This is a genomic window from Pseudomonas sp. PAGU 2196 (assembly GCF_022179005.1).
In the GTDB taxonomy this organism is placed as follows: domain Bacteria; phylum Pseudomonadota; class Gammaproteobacteria; order Pseudomonadales; family Pseudomonadaceae; genus Aquipseudomonas; species Aquipseudomonas kermanshahensis.
The window spans coordinates 76,852-93,595 of the sequence record NZ_BNTL01000022.1 but is presented as its reverse complement, the minus strand read 5'-3'; the positions used below and the strand labels follow the sequence as shown (position 1 = coordinate 93,595).

Annotated in this window: 18 protein-coding genes and 1 tRNA gene; 7 read left to right on the top strand and 12 right to left on the bottom strand. The window is 55.4% G+C overall.

All coding sequences use genetic code 11. The features are described 5' to 3' along the window. Positions 1-13: 13 nt before the first annotated feature. Together MFF34_RS19235 and MFF34_RS19230 are read left to right on the top strand one after the other, a co-directional pair. Positions 14-337, top strand: coding sequence for a replication/maintenance protein RepL (locus tag MFF34_RS19235; RefSeq protein WP_238215864.1), 324 nt, complete (start codon positions 14-16; stop codon positions 335-337). Positions 338-507: 170 nt separating this feature from the next. Further along, entirely contained in the window at positions 508-1,239 is a 732-nt protein-coding gene (locus MFF34_RS19230) for a hypothetical protein (protein ID WP_238215862.1), read from the top strand. A gap of 87 nt (positions 1,240-1,326) precedes the next feature. Here the strand turns inward: MFF34_RS19230 and MFF34_RS19225 are convergent, their stop codons facing one another. Further along, positions 1,327-1,644: a hypothetical protein gene (locus MFF34_RS19225; protein ID WP_238215860.1), complete on the bottom strand. Its 318-nt coding sequence runs from the start codon at positions 1,642-1,644 to the stop codon at positions 1,327-1,329. A gap of 124 nt (positions 1,645-1,768) precedes the next feature. Here MFF34_RS19225 and MFF34_RS19220 point away from each other — a divergent pair, with 124 nt between their 5' ends. Together MFF34_RS19220 and MFF34_RS19210 are read left to right on the top strand one after the other, a co-directional pair. Next, on the top strand, positions 1,769-1,990 hold the full coding sequence (locus tag MFF34_RS19220; protein WP_283236625.1) for a helix-turn-helix domain-containing protein: 222 nt from the start codon (positions 1,769-1,771) through the stop codon (positions 1,988-1,990). Between the two features lie 766 nt (positions 1,991-2,756). After that, complete coding sequence (locus MFF34_RS19210; RefSeq protein WP_238215856.1) at positions 2,757-3,299, top strand: recombinase family protein; 543 nt, start codon at positions 2,757-2,759, stop codon at positions 3,297-3,299. A gap of 352 nt (positions 3,300-3,651) precedes the next feature. Here MFF34_RS19210 and MFF34_RS19205 read toward each other — a convergent pair whose 3' ends face one another. The 9 genes from MFF34_RS19205 to dapA all read right to left on the bottom strand — a co-directional run bounded on the left by MFF34_RS19205 (position 3,652) and on the right by dapA (position 12,420). Next, a complete protein-coding gene (locus MFF34_RS19205; RefSeq protein ID WP_238215855.1) occupies positions 3,652-4,089 on the bottom strand; it encodes a hypothetical protein in 438 nt (145 codons plus the stop codon). A gap of 104 nt (positions 4,090-4,193) precedes the next feature. Further along, positions 4,194-5,228, bottom strand: a complete 1,035-nt coding sequence (locus MFF34_RS19200; RefSeq protein WP_238215853.1) for a hypothetical protein — start codon at positions 5,226-5,228, stop codon at positions 4,194-4,196. A gap of 354 nt (positions 5,229-5,582) precedes the next feature. After that, on the bottom strand, positions 5,583-7,010 hold the full coding sequence (locus MFF34_RS19195) for a hypothetical protein (RefSeq protein ID WP_238215851.1): 1,428 nt from the start codon (positions 7,008-7,010) through the stop codon (positions 5,583-5,585). A 54-nt stretch (positions 7,011-7,064) separates the two neighbouring features. After that, positions 7,065-8,357 carry an HNH endonuclease gene (locus MFF34_RS19190; RefSeq protein WP_238215849.1) on the bottom strand — a complete coding sequence of 431 codons (1,293 nt, stop codon included), beginning with the start codon at positions 8,355-8,357 and terminating at the stop codon, positions 7,065-7,067. A gap of 367 nt (positions 8,358-8,724) precedes the next feature. Beyond that, positions 8,725-8,814: transfer RNA gene (locus tag MFF34_RS19185), tRNA-Ser, on the bottom strand. A gap of 92 nt (positions 8,815-8,906) precedes the next feature. Then, the gene (purC, locus tag MFF34_RS19180; RefSeq protein WP_008097517.1) at positions 8,907-9,617 is read right to left on the bottom strand and encodes a phosphoribosylaminoimidazolesuccinocarboxamide synthase; all 711 of its coding nucleotides are present in this window, start codon (positions 9,615-9,617) and stop codon (positions 8,907-8,909) included. 29 nt (positions 9,618-9,646) lie between these two features. Next, entirely contained in the window at positions 9,647-10,405 is a 759-nt protein-coding gene (locus MFF34_RS19175) for an MBL fold metallo-hydrolase (RefSeq protein ID WP_027594646.1), read from the bottom strand. Next, positions 10,406-11,524: an outer membrane protein assembly factor BamC gene (gene bamC, locus MFF34_RS19170; RefSeq protein ID WP_027594647.1), complete on the bottom strand. Its 1,119-nt coding sequence runs from the start codon at positions 11,522-11,524 to the stop codon at positions 10,406-10,408. A gap of 17 nt (positions 11,525-11,541) precedes the next feature. Then, a complete protein-coding gene (gene dapA / locus MFF34_RS19165) occupies positions 11,542-12,420 on the bottom strand; it encodes a 4-hydroxy-tetrahydrodipicolinate synthase (RefSeq protein WP_099430204.1) in 879 nt (292 codons plus the stop codon). Between the two features lie 259 nt (positions 12,421-12,679). Between dapA and MFF34_RS19160 the strand changes: the two genes are divergently transcribed. After that, positions 12,680-13,240, top strand: a complete 561-nt coding sequence (locus tag MFF34_RS19160; RefSeq protein WP_027594649.1) for a glycine cleavage system protein R — start codon at positions 12,680-12,682, stop codon at positions 13,238-13,240. 10 nt (positions 13,241-13,250) lie between these two features. Then, positions 13,251-13,724, top strand: a complete 474-nt coding sequence (locus MFF34_RS19155) for a peroxiredoxin (protein WP_238215847.1) — start codon at positions 13,251-13,253, stop codon at positions 13,722-13,724. A gap of 35 nt (positions 13,725-13,759) precedes the next feature. On the opposite strand, the gene MFF34_RS19150 is transcribed toward MFF34_RS19155, so the two are convergent. Continuing rightward, a complete protein-coding gene (locus MFF34_RS19150; protein ID WP_238215845.1) occupies positions 13,760-14,830 on the bottom strand; it encodes an AI-2E family transporter in 1,071 nt (356 codons plus the stop codon). 20 nt (positions 14,831-14,850) lie between these two features. Next, positions 14,851-15,090, bottom strand: a complete 240-nt coding sequence (locus MFF34_RS19145; protein WP_027594652.1) for a sulfurtransferase TusA family protein — start codon at positions 15,088-15,090, stop codon at positions 14,851-14,853. Positions 15,091-15,210: 120 nt separating this feature from the next. Between MFF34_RS19145 and MFF34_RS19140 the strand changes: the two genes are divergently transcribed. Continuing rightward, a complete protein-coding gene (locus MFF34_RS19140; protein WP_238215843.1) occupies positions 15,211-16,647 on the top strand; it encodes a M48 family metalloprotease in 1,437 nt (478 codons plus the stop codon). The last annotated feature ends 97 nt before the right edge of the window (positions 16,648-16,744 follow it).

Sequence of the window (16,744 nt, the reverse complement as noted above, 5' to 3'; positions counted from 1 at the left end):
CACGGTCCCAATGATGAACACCCTCAGCCAGTTGCACGATTTGGTTCTGTACCGGAACGTCATCCTCATGTCTCAAGCCGACTTGGCTAAGGCTTTGGGAACGTCAGAGTCAAACCTGATGAAAAGGCTGAGCACGTTGATCAGCAGCAACATGGTCAGAGTCAGCACCTCAAGATATGGCGGCATTCGCACAGGCGAGATCAAGCTGACGATCAATCCTTTGCTTGTCTTTCGGGGCGGCGACTACGCACGAGAGGAGTACGTGAAGGACTGGTATCTGACCCCTGCGAGCGACAGGCCGACGCCTGCCAAAGCCACTTCGAAACTCGCAGCTTAGATCACATCAGTTTTTCAAAAAAACTACGCAAGAATCTTGCTGCAAGCCCCGGACCATAAGGGCTTGAGCAAAATCCTATTACTAAAGAAAGACCTTTCGGCGGGCATGCCGAGCAACCTCAATCCGACAGAAGAGGAATACCACCAACCAACACAACACAAGGAGTCAATATGTTCATGACATACGAAACACAAACAACAGAAATCCTTCCTTCTCGTGGTAAGGGTTCAAGAACACGAACGCCAGACTACGCACCAATAGAATTTACGATACCGAAACCGATCACCGACAAATCGAAAGGTGGTTTGTTGTTCGGTGTGGGTATTGACGATTTCAAAGACACTCCCGGTGCAGACGACTGGTCGTACAACGTTTGGCAGAGAATGTTTGACTGCTGCTACAACGAAGACTCAACAAGGTCACGAGCGACCTACGAAGATTGCACCATTTCACCATGCTGGCACAGGTACTCGGACTTCAAGGCATGGTTCGACCAGAACAGCATCGTTGGCTACCAACTGGACAAAGATATTCTTGTTCCGGAAAACAGGGTCTACAGCCCCGAGACATGTTGCTTCGTACCTTCGCACATCAATATGGCCGTGCGATGGCGGAGGAAAACACCCCGCTCAGGGTATCCAGGAGTCACCATGTTTGGCGGCGGATTCCAAGCTCAGATCATGCACAAGGGTTCAACCCAGCTCGGAGAGTGGAGAACGGATGCAGTGGAAGCCCATTGCGACTGGCAGAGAATGAAAGCTGATGTGGTTGATGACCACCTTCGTGACTACCTGCGAGAGCCTGTACCTGATCTACGCGTAGTACGAGCGTTGATCAAGTACGCTGATCGACTGCACTCCAATGCGGAAGCAATGATCCCAACGTTCCGTTACCAGCACTGATGTGCAAAGGAGCGAGAGTTATCCCCGCTCCCACACGATTGACCAGTACGGAAGAATGACACCACCGTCTTCTTCCGCTTACACAACTCAGCGTAACCAACCATCCGCAGTGAAAGCCGTCTTGCCGCTCGGGAGTTGGATCAGTGCAGAGTCACCAATGAATTTGGCTTCCTCGATGTAGCTGACCTTAGTGGCATTCGAAACCGTCCTGCACTTGCCGGAGCCGATCAGGCGTTCAGCCGCCTCCTCATCCTGATCGAGCGAAGCCTCCACCATATCCCTCCAGTCACCACCCTTGAAGCAAACCATCGAACCAGCAACCAAGGTCTTCTTGGGGTAGGTTTCGGCCATTGCAGCAGATGCAATCAGCGGCAAAAGGCAAAGCATACGGGCAACAGTCTTCATTGTGCGATCCTAAATCGGTCAGTAGCAAAGAAGCCATAATGCCAGCACACGAGGAAAATGTAACGATTGGTGTGTCATCAATTGGTGTGTTCACGATTGGGCTGCACCTCCCCATCATTCACCGATGCAGACAAACCACATCCTCAGAACAGCTTTCGGTCAACGAATCCGCGACCTACGCAAAGAGCAAGGCATCAGCCAAGAAGCCTTCGCCGACAGGTGTGGCGTGATGCGTACTTACATGTCCCGTATTGAGACCGGCACCGCCAACCCCAGCCTTGAAGCGGCCAAAGTGATTGCCGATGGTCTGGGCATCACCCTCTCCGATCTGCTGCAAGGTCTTTGAACCGTCAAACCGTCAGGTTAGCGCTACAGTTACGCTACTGATCTAAACGGACCCGCCACCCATGGATGACCGTACTGCCATCACCGCTGACACCCTGGAACTACTCTTACTCAACCAGCAGGCTCTGAGAGCTGGCCTTGAGGAGCTGCCCCTATGGATCAGTCAACGTGGATCAACTAACGTGCATGACAACATGCTGAGCATCCTTACCACCCTTGACACAAACGCTGAAGCCATTGCCTCTGGAATCGAATCTCTTCGCTCTATGTAATGTGCGACACATTCAAAGCACCAGATACAGCTACCGAATAGTCGTAGATAAACTGTTCAAAAACCGTACAGAAACCCATTCGAAACCTCCTTACCTGCCTCGATCTGGAGACACTGCCCCACCCCCCCCAGTCCTGCACCCTTGATTTCATTGGCCTGCGGCTAGTCAGGTGAAGAGCGAACGCTGGAGAAACCCGTTTTTGCTAAGCAAGGCGCTTTCTCTTTCTCAATTTCTCAAAACCCGCATCAAGTCTTTCGAACCAACCGCCACGCAACTCGGAAAAACAGAGCCGTCACCATTCCTCTCGTTCAGCTCTTCCGTTAACGGTATGGGGCGACCTTGCACCGCGTGTACGTATGCAATAGATCAGGGTCTAGAGCACACATTCGTTGCATACAAGATCAGCCGAAAATCCGTATGCTTTAGGATTGACACAGGCAATGCACACAAGCAGAATTCAAACCTCTAGAGGCAAAAGCACACAGAGAGCCTTACATGACCAACATCGCCTACATCCGAGTTTCGACCATTGACCAGAACACGGATCGACAACTTGACGGCATGACCTTCGATAAGACATTCACTGACAAGCTGTCAGGCTCTGACACAAACCGCCCTCAACTGATCGCCATGATTGAGTGGGTGCGTGAAGGGGACGTGGTACATGTGCATTCGATTGACCGTCTGGCTCGCTCTATGGCTGACCTACTCAAGATCGTTGCTGAACTGAACACCAAGGGTGTGCATGTCAAATTTCACAAAGAAGACATGACGTTCACTGGCGAAGATTCGCCCATGCAGAAACTCATGTTGAACATGATGGGCAGCTTTGCCCAGTTTGAACGGGAAGTGATGAAGGAGCGCCAGCGTGAAGGTATCGCCAAGGCCAAGGAGAAAGGCGTCTACAAAGGACGAGCCAAAACAGTTGATGATGCTGCAATCCTCGCCCTGCTGGCAGAAGGCAAGACTGTACGTGCTGTAGCCGCTGAGTTGGGTATCAACCCCTCGACTGTCCAACGTGCGAAGAAAGCCGCCTGAGCATTCCCATTAATGGCAGATTAAGAGACATTCTACGGGAATGGATTTGCCTCTAGCCCTTGTATTCCGTGGCCTACAGTCGTTTTAGTCTGACGGAACAGGCACACCCTAGAGACGGGCACCAACTTACTTTCAGATTTCGGCAGCTTCTGCTTAGACTAGTCGTAAAGCGTTAAGCGGCTCTGCGGATAACCCCACTTTCCAAACGCCAATCGCCCCAGCTTATATTTCGGCCTAAGAAATCAAACTTCATAGGGATGAAGACGTTTTTCACGGCGGGAACTTGGAATCTGTCCAGAAAAAGGCCGGCCCGAGTTGCGCCCGCAAGCTGCCGCTTCCTACCGCTGCCAAACTATCCAACCCGGCTTTTCTTGTCATACGGAGCGGAATCCCAATCCAATTGGTCAAGCTGGTGTTTGGCATTTATGTACTGCTGGCCTATCACTTCATCAATCCAGCCGTACTGCTGAATCACTCGCGGGTTCACCCACCCATTGAAAGCTAGAGACATAATCTGGATTCGCCAGCCTTCCAGGTAAGCTGGAACGTCAAACCTCCTGCATCCCCTGATGGCATCCTCACCACCCAGGACCGACCAAGGACCGTCATACGCCCTATCGAAGACAAAATTAACACTTTTCCGCTGCCAGTAGCTGTTACGGATTTCTCGTTGGCATTCTTCAAAATTAAGCTGCCCGCCTCCCTTCAGGTCGTCCAAAGCCAGTTTGATGTGAGCCTTAGCCAGCTTTCGGGCTTGATGGCGAATGATTCCATCCAAAATAGTCGGCATAGTCCGCTCCCTTGTACATTTTCCAGTTGGAAATCCAGAAACCCTGCAAGTGTACGATCCTCGCGGCGGGGGCTGGGATTTCGCTTAGAAACGCCCGCTTCTAGTCACGAAGGAATGAGCAGGTAAGCAAGATAGCTGTTTATCAAAGCACCTAGAATCGTTGCCAGCCATGAAACTACTGACACACCGTACTTAGAAACAATGGATTGCTCCCCCGGATTCATCCGGATTGTTGCATTTGGAATGTACGAAGAATGAAGCCAATCAATGATCCTGATGGTAATAAGGAACACTGCTATGAACCCGGCTCTGCTCCAGAATGACTGGATGTCTACTATCACAACCAACATTGCGAAGAACGCCAGCTGGGTTATGGTTACGCCATGCTTCTTGAAATTGGTGACTAGATTTCTCTTCCTCTTGTCAAGCTCATCCAGCAACACCCTCGCCTTACCTTCTACCCAAACCTCACGCACACCTTGAACGACGATCTTGTTTAGGCCATGCTCAACAAGCTCAACCATCACCATCTTATTCACACCGAACTCGTCTGGCTCTTGTATGAAAAGCTTCAGGTAACTCAACTCTCCTAAGCCATCAATTGCAGCTTCAAAGTCAGACCCAAACTTTGTAACCTCTGCACCGCCATTGCGATACGTTATGATAAGGCGCCCGCCTGCGTTGAAATCTCGCTTCACCATTTCGATAAGCGATTGCACAGCCGTCCTGTCTAAATTCAACGCACCAAGAATGTGGGTTCGCGTATAAAACTGCTCGATTTCCACATCAGAGGTAGGGGCGTTCAAGGTCTTAGTCCCGCCGTGAGGATGTGCGATAAATGGCCCACCAGAGCCCAGAGTAGTAGTCCATTCACCTTTTAGGCTGCCTTCCGTAGTAAGCACGGCATCAACAGTCAAATCACCAAAAACCACATCCTCAATAACGGTTTCGGTCTTCCCCGTTAGATGGACCCCATCTTTGAACGTGCCTGTCACGTTGTATATGACGATTCCGTACTGCTCATCTTGAAACCGAACCACCCCTTCAAGCTCTTCCTCATCCTTAGTGAACGAGATTGCAAGGTTTCCAGTATTAGTACCAAACGCCCTACCCGCCCAGCTCTTCCCTAGATGCGCCACGACTCACCCCATAGATTTTCAGTAGAAAGCCAATGAAGACACTTCACTCATATTCTAGTCGCAGTTTTTCATAATCACCTCTATCCCACACCATCTTACCCTCCCCCCCTGGAATGGTTTATAGTAAAGTCCATCGCCGTCAAAGCCTTTCATCACTAGTGAAAGCTTGCCATCCTGCATCAGCTTGTATTAGCCTACCTATCGATCAACCCCAGCATAGCGGTACACAACTCCTGTCTCCGACGAGATAAGCCGACCATTAGGATAGATTGTGATCGTGTAGCCAACGCTACGAAGCATGGCCGCTAGGTGCTGAGGAACACTTCTTCAATAGATCAGCAAGGTAGCTGATTATCATCGTTTACTAGCGGAAGCCTTTCTATTCCCATCGATCAAAAATATCTTCGATGTCTTCTCCCCACGATCAATGGCCTCCCTCCGGACTCGCTGAACCTCAGCATACTTTTGCCCAAGCCCACCTACATCGATGACCAAGTAGATACCATGATCTGTATCTTCTGCAGCCTTGTAAATCTCTAATTGCTTTTGATAACCGTGCAACAAGGAATTTGTTGACAATTTTATCTCAACAAGGACACGATTATTAAACCCTGAGGAAAATTTAAAATCTACTGGCCCATTACCTGCATCGGCCTCAGGCGTAATATCTAAATTATTAGCCTTACAATAGGAGTATGCCATAGTGAAGAACAATCGCTGAGCTGCCTTCTCTCTACGCGGCTTTTTATCATCACTCCACAGCTCTTTCCAAATCCCCTTATTCTCAATAAGATCTTGGAACTGCAAGATCATTTCTTCAACAAACCCCACAGCTTCTTCTGGAGTAGCTGGAGCCGTACTACTTTTGAATTCAACTGGATACTCATAGCCAATTTTTGTCAACTTCGCCCAGAATGCCTCACCATTCGCATCCTTCGCAAAATCATAGGACTCGAGCGGAACCTCCCTCAGCATTTCCAATAACTGCTCAAATGCTTCTTTACTAGAAAGTGCCGCAGTCTTAACTTTTGCCTTGTCCTTCTTGGTCATAGTTGCCCAAATTTGACCAATCTTTCCGCTTACCCTCTCACGTAGTTCTTCATTCTCTTTAACCGCACGAGATATATCACCCCAATCGGTAGCAATCGGGAGATCACGAACGATATCTGTAGGAACGAATATTAGAGGATCATCTGTATAGGGATTAACTGGCAACTCTTGTAGCTCCCCTTCTACATTGAACTCTTTAGAGGGGATTTTAAGCTCTCCATTAATCCGCTGAGTCAGTCGCACCAGATCCTTAATGATTATATTAGTCGTCATATCGCTTATGCGATCAGCCCCTATACCTTCCTCAAAAAGCGAGAGCCCCATAAAGAAGTCTATATCGGTAATACCAAGCTTTACGATTTGATAGGCCGTATCCAATGCATGTGTAGTCAACTCCTTTCCGAAGCCTGCACCACGAACTGACGAACTATACCCAAGACAAGTCCAACTAATTTCTGAAAATTTAAAAAGCTTTTCAACCTTACGCCATGGCAAGTCGCCTTTTGCTTCGGAGACACGCAACAATTTTATTATGAGTTCAAACCTTTGCTCATATGCTGTAGCAGCTCCTGTATTAATCTCTGGATGGGCACTCCCCTCGAGAAGCAGGGGGTCAATGAACAAATTGGTATCACTAGAAAGTTGGGTATCGATAATCCCTGCTCGAAGCAAAACACCCGGATCTATATTAAACTCCGTACTAATGGTCGCAGGACTTTTGATCTTCGCCACAATTCACTCCCTGTCAAATATAAACTAACCAGAACCCAGATCTCAGCAATATTATTACTGCACCAGCTTTACGACAATTCCACTGAAATTTTCATAATGATCTAAAATCTCATCCGACAGCTCAACAAGACCACCATCAGATATTCTTAGCAGCTTAGAATCATATAAGGCATGTAAGTCTTTACGAAGGAGAAATCCATCCTCAACGTTATTATGTCCTTTTCGCCAATGACGCCCATGGCGATGAGCCGCGTCTAGTGCACGTACTACATTACATCCACTTACGACACAACGCCCCCTGTACGCACTGAAAAGCTTACGCCTAAACGCCGCCTGTTCAGGTCGAGTTTCAACACTAGCGAACTTTGCTGCCCGCACCTCAAGCGAATCAGGCATCGAAGAATCTGAAATATCAAGCTCAATACCAGACCAGAATTCATAGAGCTTCTGGCGCTCAGCCTCATCATCTAGAACTCCAAACTTATCCAAGCCAGTTGAGGAACGACTACTATCACCACCAACTAAAAGAGCAGTAATAATTGGCTCACCAAGCGCCTGAGAGTACTCACCCAGTCTGTCCATACTGTGCTTAGAGGTGTACCTATCTATACCAAAAACATCCATAAACTCACGATAAGTAACCCTTCCGCCTACTTGAGCAACTCTTATCAACCACTCACGCATTACAGGAAGTCGAATCTTATAATCGACCTTGTCCGGCTCCTTTTTCGGTAGATTTCGACTGGGCACAGATGTTAGTTGATTTTGTTCAGTAACGACTGACAGAGCAGAAAGCCTTTCTATATAATTTTCAGCCCAGTTATCTACAGAGCCATACCTATCAATAACATGACGCAACTTTGTCAAATCAGTAAGTCTAGTTGAACTCTGTGGACTACCGCTATAGTGCCTACCAGCCGGATCAATTTCTCGAGAAAATTCTTCAAAACTGATATTTACAGCTAGGGGTTGACCGAGCAGATACGGCAAGAAATTATCAGAATCCCAGAAGGCTGCTGATACCGCCGCTGAATGAGCGCCATCAATTTTACCAACAACCTTGGCAACCCAGTGATAAGCATTGGACCAATTGCTCCTCCGCCCCTCACAGCGAGTAGTGCAGAAAAAGCAGATGTCCCCTATAGCTATCTGAACGAGCTTTCGCTCATTACCACCCTTCTGGGTTCTGGGAAAACCCCAAGCATATAGGTCACCGTCAGGAAGCATTACTTCAGGAGGGAGTGCCTCAAGTCGAGCCTTTGAAATAGGGGCTGCTAACGTCTTGCTGTAGTTTCCAAGAGCAGCCGCGTCATTCAAGCCCCCTGCTGCGATTATCCAAACGGCCATATAGAATCGTCCTCCATGGAGTCAAGGCATGTCAACATGCCACCATCCCATGAGAGAGTTTTCAAAGCAAGGCTCGACCGATCAAATCCATAACACCAGACACATCATCGATTTTCCCCTCAACGCGATACGAGGGGCGACTGACTAGGCTTCAATATCCTGCTCATTAGCAGACCTCTTGCATCGGCTGGAGACGACTAGAAGGCTGGGGAGTGGGTTGGTCTTAGGTCGTCACAAAGGGAAACAGACGAGACCAGAGATAGATAGCTAAGGTAAAGGGCAAGGTGGATTGAGTAGTACAATCGAGTAGTACAATCCAGAAACGAAAAAGCCCCGCAGACGTTAATCTGCGGGGCTTCATCTTGTATGGCGGAGAGATAGGGATTTGAACCCTAGGTACTGTTGCCAGTACAACGGATTTCGAATCCGTCCCGTTCGACCACTCCGGCATCTCTCCAATGGCGCGCATCATACCAGCGAATTTCTGAAACGCAAACCTTTATTTCAAAAAAATTCGCGTGGTATCAGGCGCTTGCGTGAACGGGCCGCTTACAGCGGCACGCCCAGGCGCTTGGCAACTTCTTCGTAGGCTTCGATGACGTCGCCCAGGCCCTGACGGAAGCGGTCCTTGTCCATCTTCTTGCGGGTTTCTTTGTCCCACAGGCGGCAGCCGTCTGGGCTGAATTCGTCGCCCAGGACGATCTGGCCGTGGAAGACGCCGAACTCCAGCTTGAAGTCGACCAGCAGCAGGCCGGCGTCATCGAACAGCTTGTTCAGCACTTCGTTGACTTTCAGCGACAGCTTTTTCATTTCGACCAGCTGCTCGGCGGTGCCCCAGCCGAACGCGACAACGTGGGATTCGTTGATGAAGGGGTCGCCCTTCTCGTCGTTCTTCAGGAACAGTTCGAAGGTGGACGGCTCCAGCTTGATGCCCTCCTCCACGCCCAGGCGCTTGACCAGGCTGCCCGCGGCGTAGTTACGCACGACGCACTCGACTGGGATCATGTCGAGCTTCTTCACCAGGCACTCGTTGTCGCCCAGCAGCTTGTCGAACTGGGTCGGCACGCCGGCTTCTTCGAGCTTTTGCATGATGAAGGCGTTGAACTTGTTGTTCACCATGCCTTTGCGGTCGAGCTGTTCGATGCGCTTGCCGTCGAACGCCGAGGTGTCGTTGCGGAACAGCAGGATCAAGCGGTCGGCGTCGTCGGTCTTGTAAACCGATTTGGCCTTGCCGCGGTAAAGTTCTTCGCGTTTTTCCATGATGGGCTCCGCTTGCTTGAGTAGTTGGGCTAGGCGATTTCGCGCCAGTCGAGCCCGTGTTCCTGATTCGCCACCTGAAGCCAGTCCGGGTCGCACCCAAGGGTGTCGACGAAGCACTGGCGGGCCAGTTGTGGCAGGTTGTTCTTGCTGCTGAGGTGGGCCAGCACCAGGTGTTGCAGGTTGCTCCAGCCCAACTCGTCCACCAGGCGCGCAGCCTGGTGATTGTTCAAATGCCCTTGCGCGCCACCCACCCGCAGCTTCAAGAAGGCCGGGTAGTGCCCGCGCGCCAGCAGGTCACGGCAGTGGTTAGCCTCGATCAACAAGGCATCCAGGCCTTGGTAGCGCTCCAGCAACAACGCATCGTACGAGCCCAGGTCGGTGAGCATGCCGAAACGCCGCCGGCCGTCGCTAAACACGTACTGCAACGGCTCGTAGGCGTCGTGTTCGACGCGCGCCGCCGTCACCTCCAGGCCACCGATGCGCAGGCTGTCGCCACACGCGAGAAAACCGGCCACCTCCACCGGCTTGCGCAGGCCGCGCAAGGTCCCTTGGCTGAGGTAGACCGGTACATTGTAGCGCCGCGACAGCAACCCCACCCCATGCACGTGGTCGGCATGTTCGTGGGTGACCAGCACGGCGCTAAGCTGTGCTGCGCTGACCCCGAGCAGCGCCAGGCGCCGCTCGGTTTCACGCAGGGAAAACCCGCAATCGACCAGGATGAGCGTGTCACCACTGGCGATCAGCGTGCCGTTTCCCTGGCTGCCGCTTCCGAGTACCGCGAAGCGCACTTAACCCAGGTGGTCCTGAATGGCGCTCAGCACGCGGCGGGCGACATCGGCCGGAGCCACGGTGTTGATGTTTTTCTCGACCGTTACCTGCACGCTTTCACCGACCTTGCTCAGGCGCACCTGGTAGCGTTCGGCACGGGCTTCACGCTCTTCCTTGGACGGCGCACTGCCGAACAGGCGGCTGAAGAAGCCCGGCTCGTTCTGCTTGTCGTCAGGCTTTTCGGACAGGTTGATGTAGTACAGGCCCAAGCTGCGGTTGATGTCTTCGACACGCCACTCGCCACCTTGCTCCAAGGCGCGGCCTACGCTGGACCAGGCACGATCCAGGTCGGCGCCCAGGTACAGCACCGGGTTGCCGCTGCCGTCTTCGCTCAGGCTGACGCGGCTCGGGGCATCGAAATCGCGTGCGGCCAGCAGCGAGACCGACCCGCCCTTCTCGGCGCTGCGGTTCATGCTGGCAAGCATTTCGTCGACCAGCAGGGCATCGGCGCCAGTGTTGCTGGACGAGGACGGGAAACCAGGCTCGGCAGTGCTGCCGGCCGGGCGCTCGACGCTGACGATGTACACCTCGGAGGTGTTGCGTTGCACGCCGGGCTCCATGCGTACACGCACGCGCACTTCGCTGTCTGCGCTGCTGGCGGTGCTCGCCAGGCGCTGACCGAGTGACGCGGAGAGTTCGTCGAAACGCTGCCAGGTGGTGTTGAATTCGCCAGTCTGTGGGCGCTCTTCAGCAATGCGGAAGCCATTGTCTTCAAAGAACTGACGGGCTGCCGGCCAAACTTCGGCGGGCGAGCGCTGGGCCAGGACCCAACGGCTGTTGCCGCTGCGCTGCAGGCTGAAATCGCTGACTTCAGCACCCGCAGTCAGGGGCTGCGGGCGCGGTACTTCGAACTCGCCGGTGGCACGGTCATCAGCAACGTTACGCGGAATAGGCAACAGCGGGTCGAGGCGCTTGACGTTGCTGGCGTCCGGCGGCAGTTGCATCGGCGCAGTCGGGTGCGCCTGCAGGTAATCGCTGCCGCGGTCGCGGAAATAACCCTCGTCGCCCCACAGCCAGCCGCAACCGCTGGTGCTGGAAATGATCAGGGCAAGGGCGGAAAGACCAGCCAGTCGCTTCATGCGGTGTACTTCCTCGATTAAACCAGTACGCCGGACTGGCGCAAGGCAGTACGGACTTTTTCGTGACAGCCTTCGCTCAGCCAGGTCAGCGGCAGGCGAATGCCCTTGTGCATCAGGCCCATTTCAACGAGCGCCCACTTCACCGGAATCGGGTTGGCTTCGCAGAACAGGTCTTTGTGCAGCGGCATGAGTTTTTCGTTGATCGCGCGGGCCTTCTCGGCATTGCCCTCAAGGGCGGCCTCGCACAGATCGGCCATTTCGCGCGGGGCGACGTTGGCGGTCACGGAGATGTTGCCCTTGCCGCCCAGCAGGATCAGCTCGACAGCGGTCGGGTCGTCGCCGGACATGACGATGAAGTCCTTGCTGACGCCATCGAGGATGGCTTTGGCGCGGGCAAGGTCGCCGGTGGCTTCCTTGATGCCGATGATGTTCGGCACGGTCGACAGGCGGATCACGGTCTCGGCCTGCATGTCGCACGAAGTGCGACCGGGCACGTTGTAGAGGATCTGCGGGATGTCGACGGCTTCAGCGATGTGCTTGAAGTGCTGGTACAAGCCTTCCTGGGTCGGCTTGTTGTAGTACGGCACGACCAGCAGGCAGGCATCGGCGCCAGCGTTCTTGGCGTTCTGGGTCAGGTGCACGGCTTCCGACGTGGAGTTGGCGCCGGTGCCCGCGATGACCGGGATGCGGCCATTGACACGTTTGACAACAAATTCGATGACCTCGATATGTTCTTCAACAGTGAGGGTGGCCGACTCGCCGGTGGTGCCGACGGCGACGATCGCATGAGTGCCGTTTTCCAGGTGGAAGTCTACAAGTTTGCCGAGGCTGTCCCAGTCAAGACGCCCTTGTGCATCCATGGGAGTGACCAATGCCACCATACTGCCCGCAATCATGTAACTGCTCCTGCCGGAAAAAGAGAGCGGTAATGGTACTGGGGGCATCGGCCTTGCACAAGCGAAGCAGGCGGGCGGAGCATTCCCCTCGGCGGCTTATTTCGCTACCCTTGGCCCTTTGATCGGTGCAGCGCGGCCCGCCGGGCCGTCGACCTTGCTCCCCGCCGGCGTCCACGACCTCGCATGCGAGCCCCGGGCCCTGCCGACTGGAGGCTTTTGCCTGTCCTGCACCGACCGCTCATCGCTTTAGGAATGCTGCATGTCCACCCCCACCGTCCGCGAACAATTCCTTGTCATCAGTGCCCTGGGCCCAAACCCCATGGAACTGGCCAACGTCCTCAGCCGCGCTGCCTTCGAAAACCGCTGCGCGGTCGTCACTTCGCGCCTGAGCCGCCATGGCGAGACCAGCGCCCTGGTGCTGCAGGTCGGTGGCAGCTGGGACGCCCTGGCGCGTCTTGAAGCTTCCCTGCCGGGCCTGGGCAAAAAGCACGGCCTGACCCTCGATGTGGTGCGCAGCGCCGACCAGGAGGTGCGCCCGCAGGCGCTGCCTTATGTGGCCTATGTCAGTGCAGCCTACCGCCCGGACATCATCAATGAGCTGTGCCAGTTCTTCCTCGACCACCGCGTCGAGCTCGAAGCCATGACCTGCGACACCTACCTGGCGCCACAAACCGGCAGCAGCATGCTCAACGCCCAGTTCACCGTGATCCTGCCCGCCGGCACCCAGATCAGCTGGCTGCGTGACCAGTTCCTGGACTTTGCCGATGCCTTGAACCTGGATGCGCTGATCGAGCCTTGGCGCCCACAGAACCCCGTGTAAGGAAGCCCCTATGGCCGTAGCACTCGACCAACCCGTTGCCGATTTCCAGGCCCAGGCCACCAGCGGCCAAACGGTCAGCCTCGCCGAGCTCAAGGGCCGCCAGGTGGTGGTGTACTTCTACCCGAAGGACAGCACCCCGGGCTGCACCACCGAAGGCCAGGGTTTCCGCGACCAGCATGACGCCTTTGCCGCAGCCAACACCGTGGTGTTCGGCGTGTCGCGCGATGGCCTCAAGTCGCATGAGAACTTCAAGGCCAAGCAAGGCTTCCCGTTCGAGCTGATCAGCGACAAGGACGAGGCCCTGTGCCAGCTGTTCGACGTGATCAAGCTGAAGAAGCTGTATGGCAAGGAATACATGGGCGTGGACCGCAGCACCTTCCTGATCGATAAGGACGGTGTGCTGCGCCAGGAATGGCGTGGGGTGAAGGTACCAGGGCATGTGGAGGCCGTTTTGGCGGCGGCCCAGGCTTTGAACAAGGCTTGAGATTGGTTGGGGCCGCAAAGCGGCCCCAATGTCATTCAGAGCAGTGGCGAAACACTCGGCTCCTGCCGCGGCCAGGCATCCAGCACGGCCTTGAACAGCGTCGCCAGCGGGATCGCGAAGAAGATCCCCCAAAAGCCCCACAGCCCACCAAACAACAACACCGCGCAGATGATCGCCACCGGGTGCAGGCTGACCGCCTCGGAAAACAGCAGCGGCACCAGCACGTTGCCATCCAGTGCCTGAATGATCGCGTACACCGTCATCAGGTAGATGAACTGGTCCCCCCAGCCCCATTGGAACAAGGCAATCAGCGTCACCGGCACGGTGACCACCACCGCGCCCACATAAGGCACCACCACCGACAAGCCCACCAGCAGCGCCAGCAGCGCGGCATAGTTGAGCCCCAGGCTGATAAAGGCGATGTAGGTGGCAATCCCGCAGATCAGGATCTCGATACCCTTGCCACGGATGTAGTTGGCAATCTGCCGGTTCATCTCGCTGCCCACCCGGTTCAACAGTGTGCGCTGGCGTGGCAGATAACCACTGACCCAGCGGGCGATCAGTTCCCGGTCCTTGAGGAAGAAGAACACCAGGATCGGCACCAGCACCAGGTAGATCATGGCGTTGACCAGCAGCGGCAGGCTCGACAGCGAGAAGGTCAGGGCCCATTGGCCAAACTTGCCGATTTCACCGCGCACCGACTCGATAGCGCGCAACACCTGCTCATCCGACACCAGGTGTGGGTAGCGCTCAGGCAGCAGCAACAACAGCGACTGCCATTTGCCGAGCATGCCGGGCAACTCGTTGAAGAGGGTGATCAGCTGATGCCAGAGCAACGGCACCAGCACCAGCAGGATGACCGCCAGCGCCCCCATGAACAGCGCGAACACCACCGCCACCGCCAGCCGAGTAGGCACGCGCAGACGCTCCAGGGCGTTGACCAGGCCTTGCATCAGGAACGCCAGGACCATCCCCGCCAACACCGGCGCGAGCATGCCGCCCAGGGTCAGTACCGCGGTAAAGGCCAGAAACAGCAGGACCGCCAGCACCACTGCCTCTTCATCGGAGAAGTAGCGCTGCATCCAGTCGCGAAGCACTTTGAACATTGACGATCCTTGGTTAAGACTCAGGCCTTGCGCAGCCAGTAGGTGTAGGTACCGGCCTCGGCCGTTTCGTGCAGCAGCGTATGACCGGCCAGCTTGGCAAAAGTGCGGAAGTCACGCTGCGAGCCGGCATCGGTGGCAATCACCTTGAGCACCGCGCCACTGGCCAGGCGGTTGAGTTCCATCTTCGCCTTCAGCAGTGGCAGTGGGCAGTTCAGCCCGCTGGCGTCGAGTTCGGCGTCGCAGGTCAGGGTGTCACTCATCAGGGGTTCTCCACACGCGGGTAGACGTCTTTGGTAACAGGCCCGCTAGGATACCGCCACTGGTCGCCAACGTGTGAGCGGGCTACAGTAGAGGCCTTTGACCCGACGCGAGCTTCGTGCATGAATCTACTGCGCCCTACCCTGTTGACGCTGGCCTGCCTGATGGCCCTTCCCGGCCATGCTGACGACCTGCCATCACTGGGTGATGCCAGCTCTGCGATCGTCTCGCCGCAGCAGGAACACCAGCTCGGCCGCGCCTGGCTCAGCCTGTTACGTGGCCAGGTCAACCAGCTGAACGACCCACAGCTCAAGGACTACGTCGAAACCAGCGTGTACCGCCTGGCAGAAACCAGCCAGCTGCAGGACCGACGCCTGGAGTTCATCCTGATCGACAGCCGCGAGCTCAACGCCTTCGCCGCCCCTGGGGGCATCGTCGGGGTCAACGGCGGCCTGTTCCTCAATGCCCAGACCGAGGGCGAATACGCCTCGGTACTGGCGCACGAACTGGCGCACTTGTCGCAGCGCCACTTTGCGCGTGGCGTCGAAGCCCAGCAACGCATGCAACTGCCCATGATGGCAGCGCTGCTGGCTGGCATCGTGCTGGCGGCCGGGGGCGCTGGCGACGCTGGCATCGGCATGATTGCCGGCACCCAGGCGGCGGCGATCCAAGAGCAACGGCGCTTCTCGCGGCAAAACGAGCAGGAAGCCGACCGCGTCGGTATCCAGAACCTGGAAAAGGCCGGCTACGACCCGCGCAATATGCCGAGCATGTTCGAGCGCCTGGCGCGCCAGTACCGCTACGATGCCAAGCCGCCAGAATTCCTGCTGACTCACCCGGTTACCGAGTCGCGCGTTGCCGACACCCGCAACCGCGCCGAGCAGGCGCCCAAGGGCGGCATCGAAGACACCCAGCGCTACCAGTTGATCCGCGCCCGCGTGGCCCTCACCTACGAAGGTACACCAGGCCTTGCCGCCAAGCGCTTCCGTGCCCAACTGGATGAAGACCCCAAACTGGACGCCGCATGCTACGGCCTGGCCCTGGCGCAGATCAAGGGCGGCCAGCTCAACGAAGCCCGCGAACTGCTCAAGCCGTTGCTGGCCAAAGCGCCCAACGACATTACCTATAACCTCGCGCAGATCGACCTGGACATCACCAACAACCGCCTCGCTGACGCCCAGCAGCGTGCCGAGCGCATGCAGGGGCTGTACCCGGGCAACTACCCGCTGAAACAGGTGCGGGCCGACCTGCTGGTGAAGCAGAACAAGCCAGCTGAAGCGGAAAAAGTACTGAACGACCTGCTCAAGAGCCGGCCGGATGATCCGGATGTGTGGTACGACGTTGCCGAAGTGCGGGGGTTGTCGGGTAACACCATTGGCTTGCACCGGGCGCGTGCCGAGTACTTCACCTTGGTCGGTGACTTCGACCAGGCTATCCAGCAGCTGGATTACGCCAAGCGTCGTGCGGGGAGCAACTTCCCGCTGGCGTCACAGATCGATCAGCGCCAGCGCGAGGTCATGGAGCAGCAGCGGATGGTCAGGGAGATGATGGGGCGCTGAGTTTTTCGGGAGCGCTTTGCGCTCCATTCGCAGCACAAGGCTGCTCCTACAGGAGATCGCATTCCCCTGTAGGAGCAGCCTTGTGCTGCGAATGGGC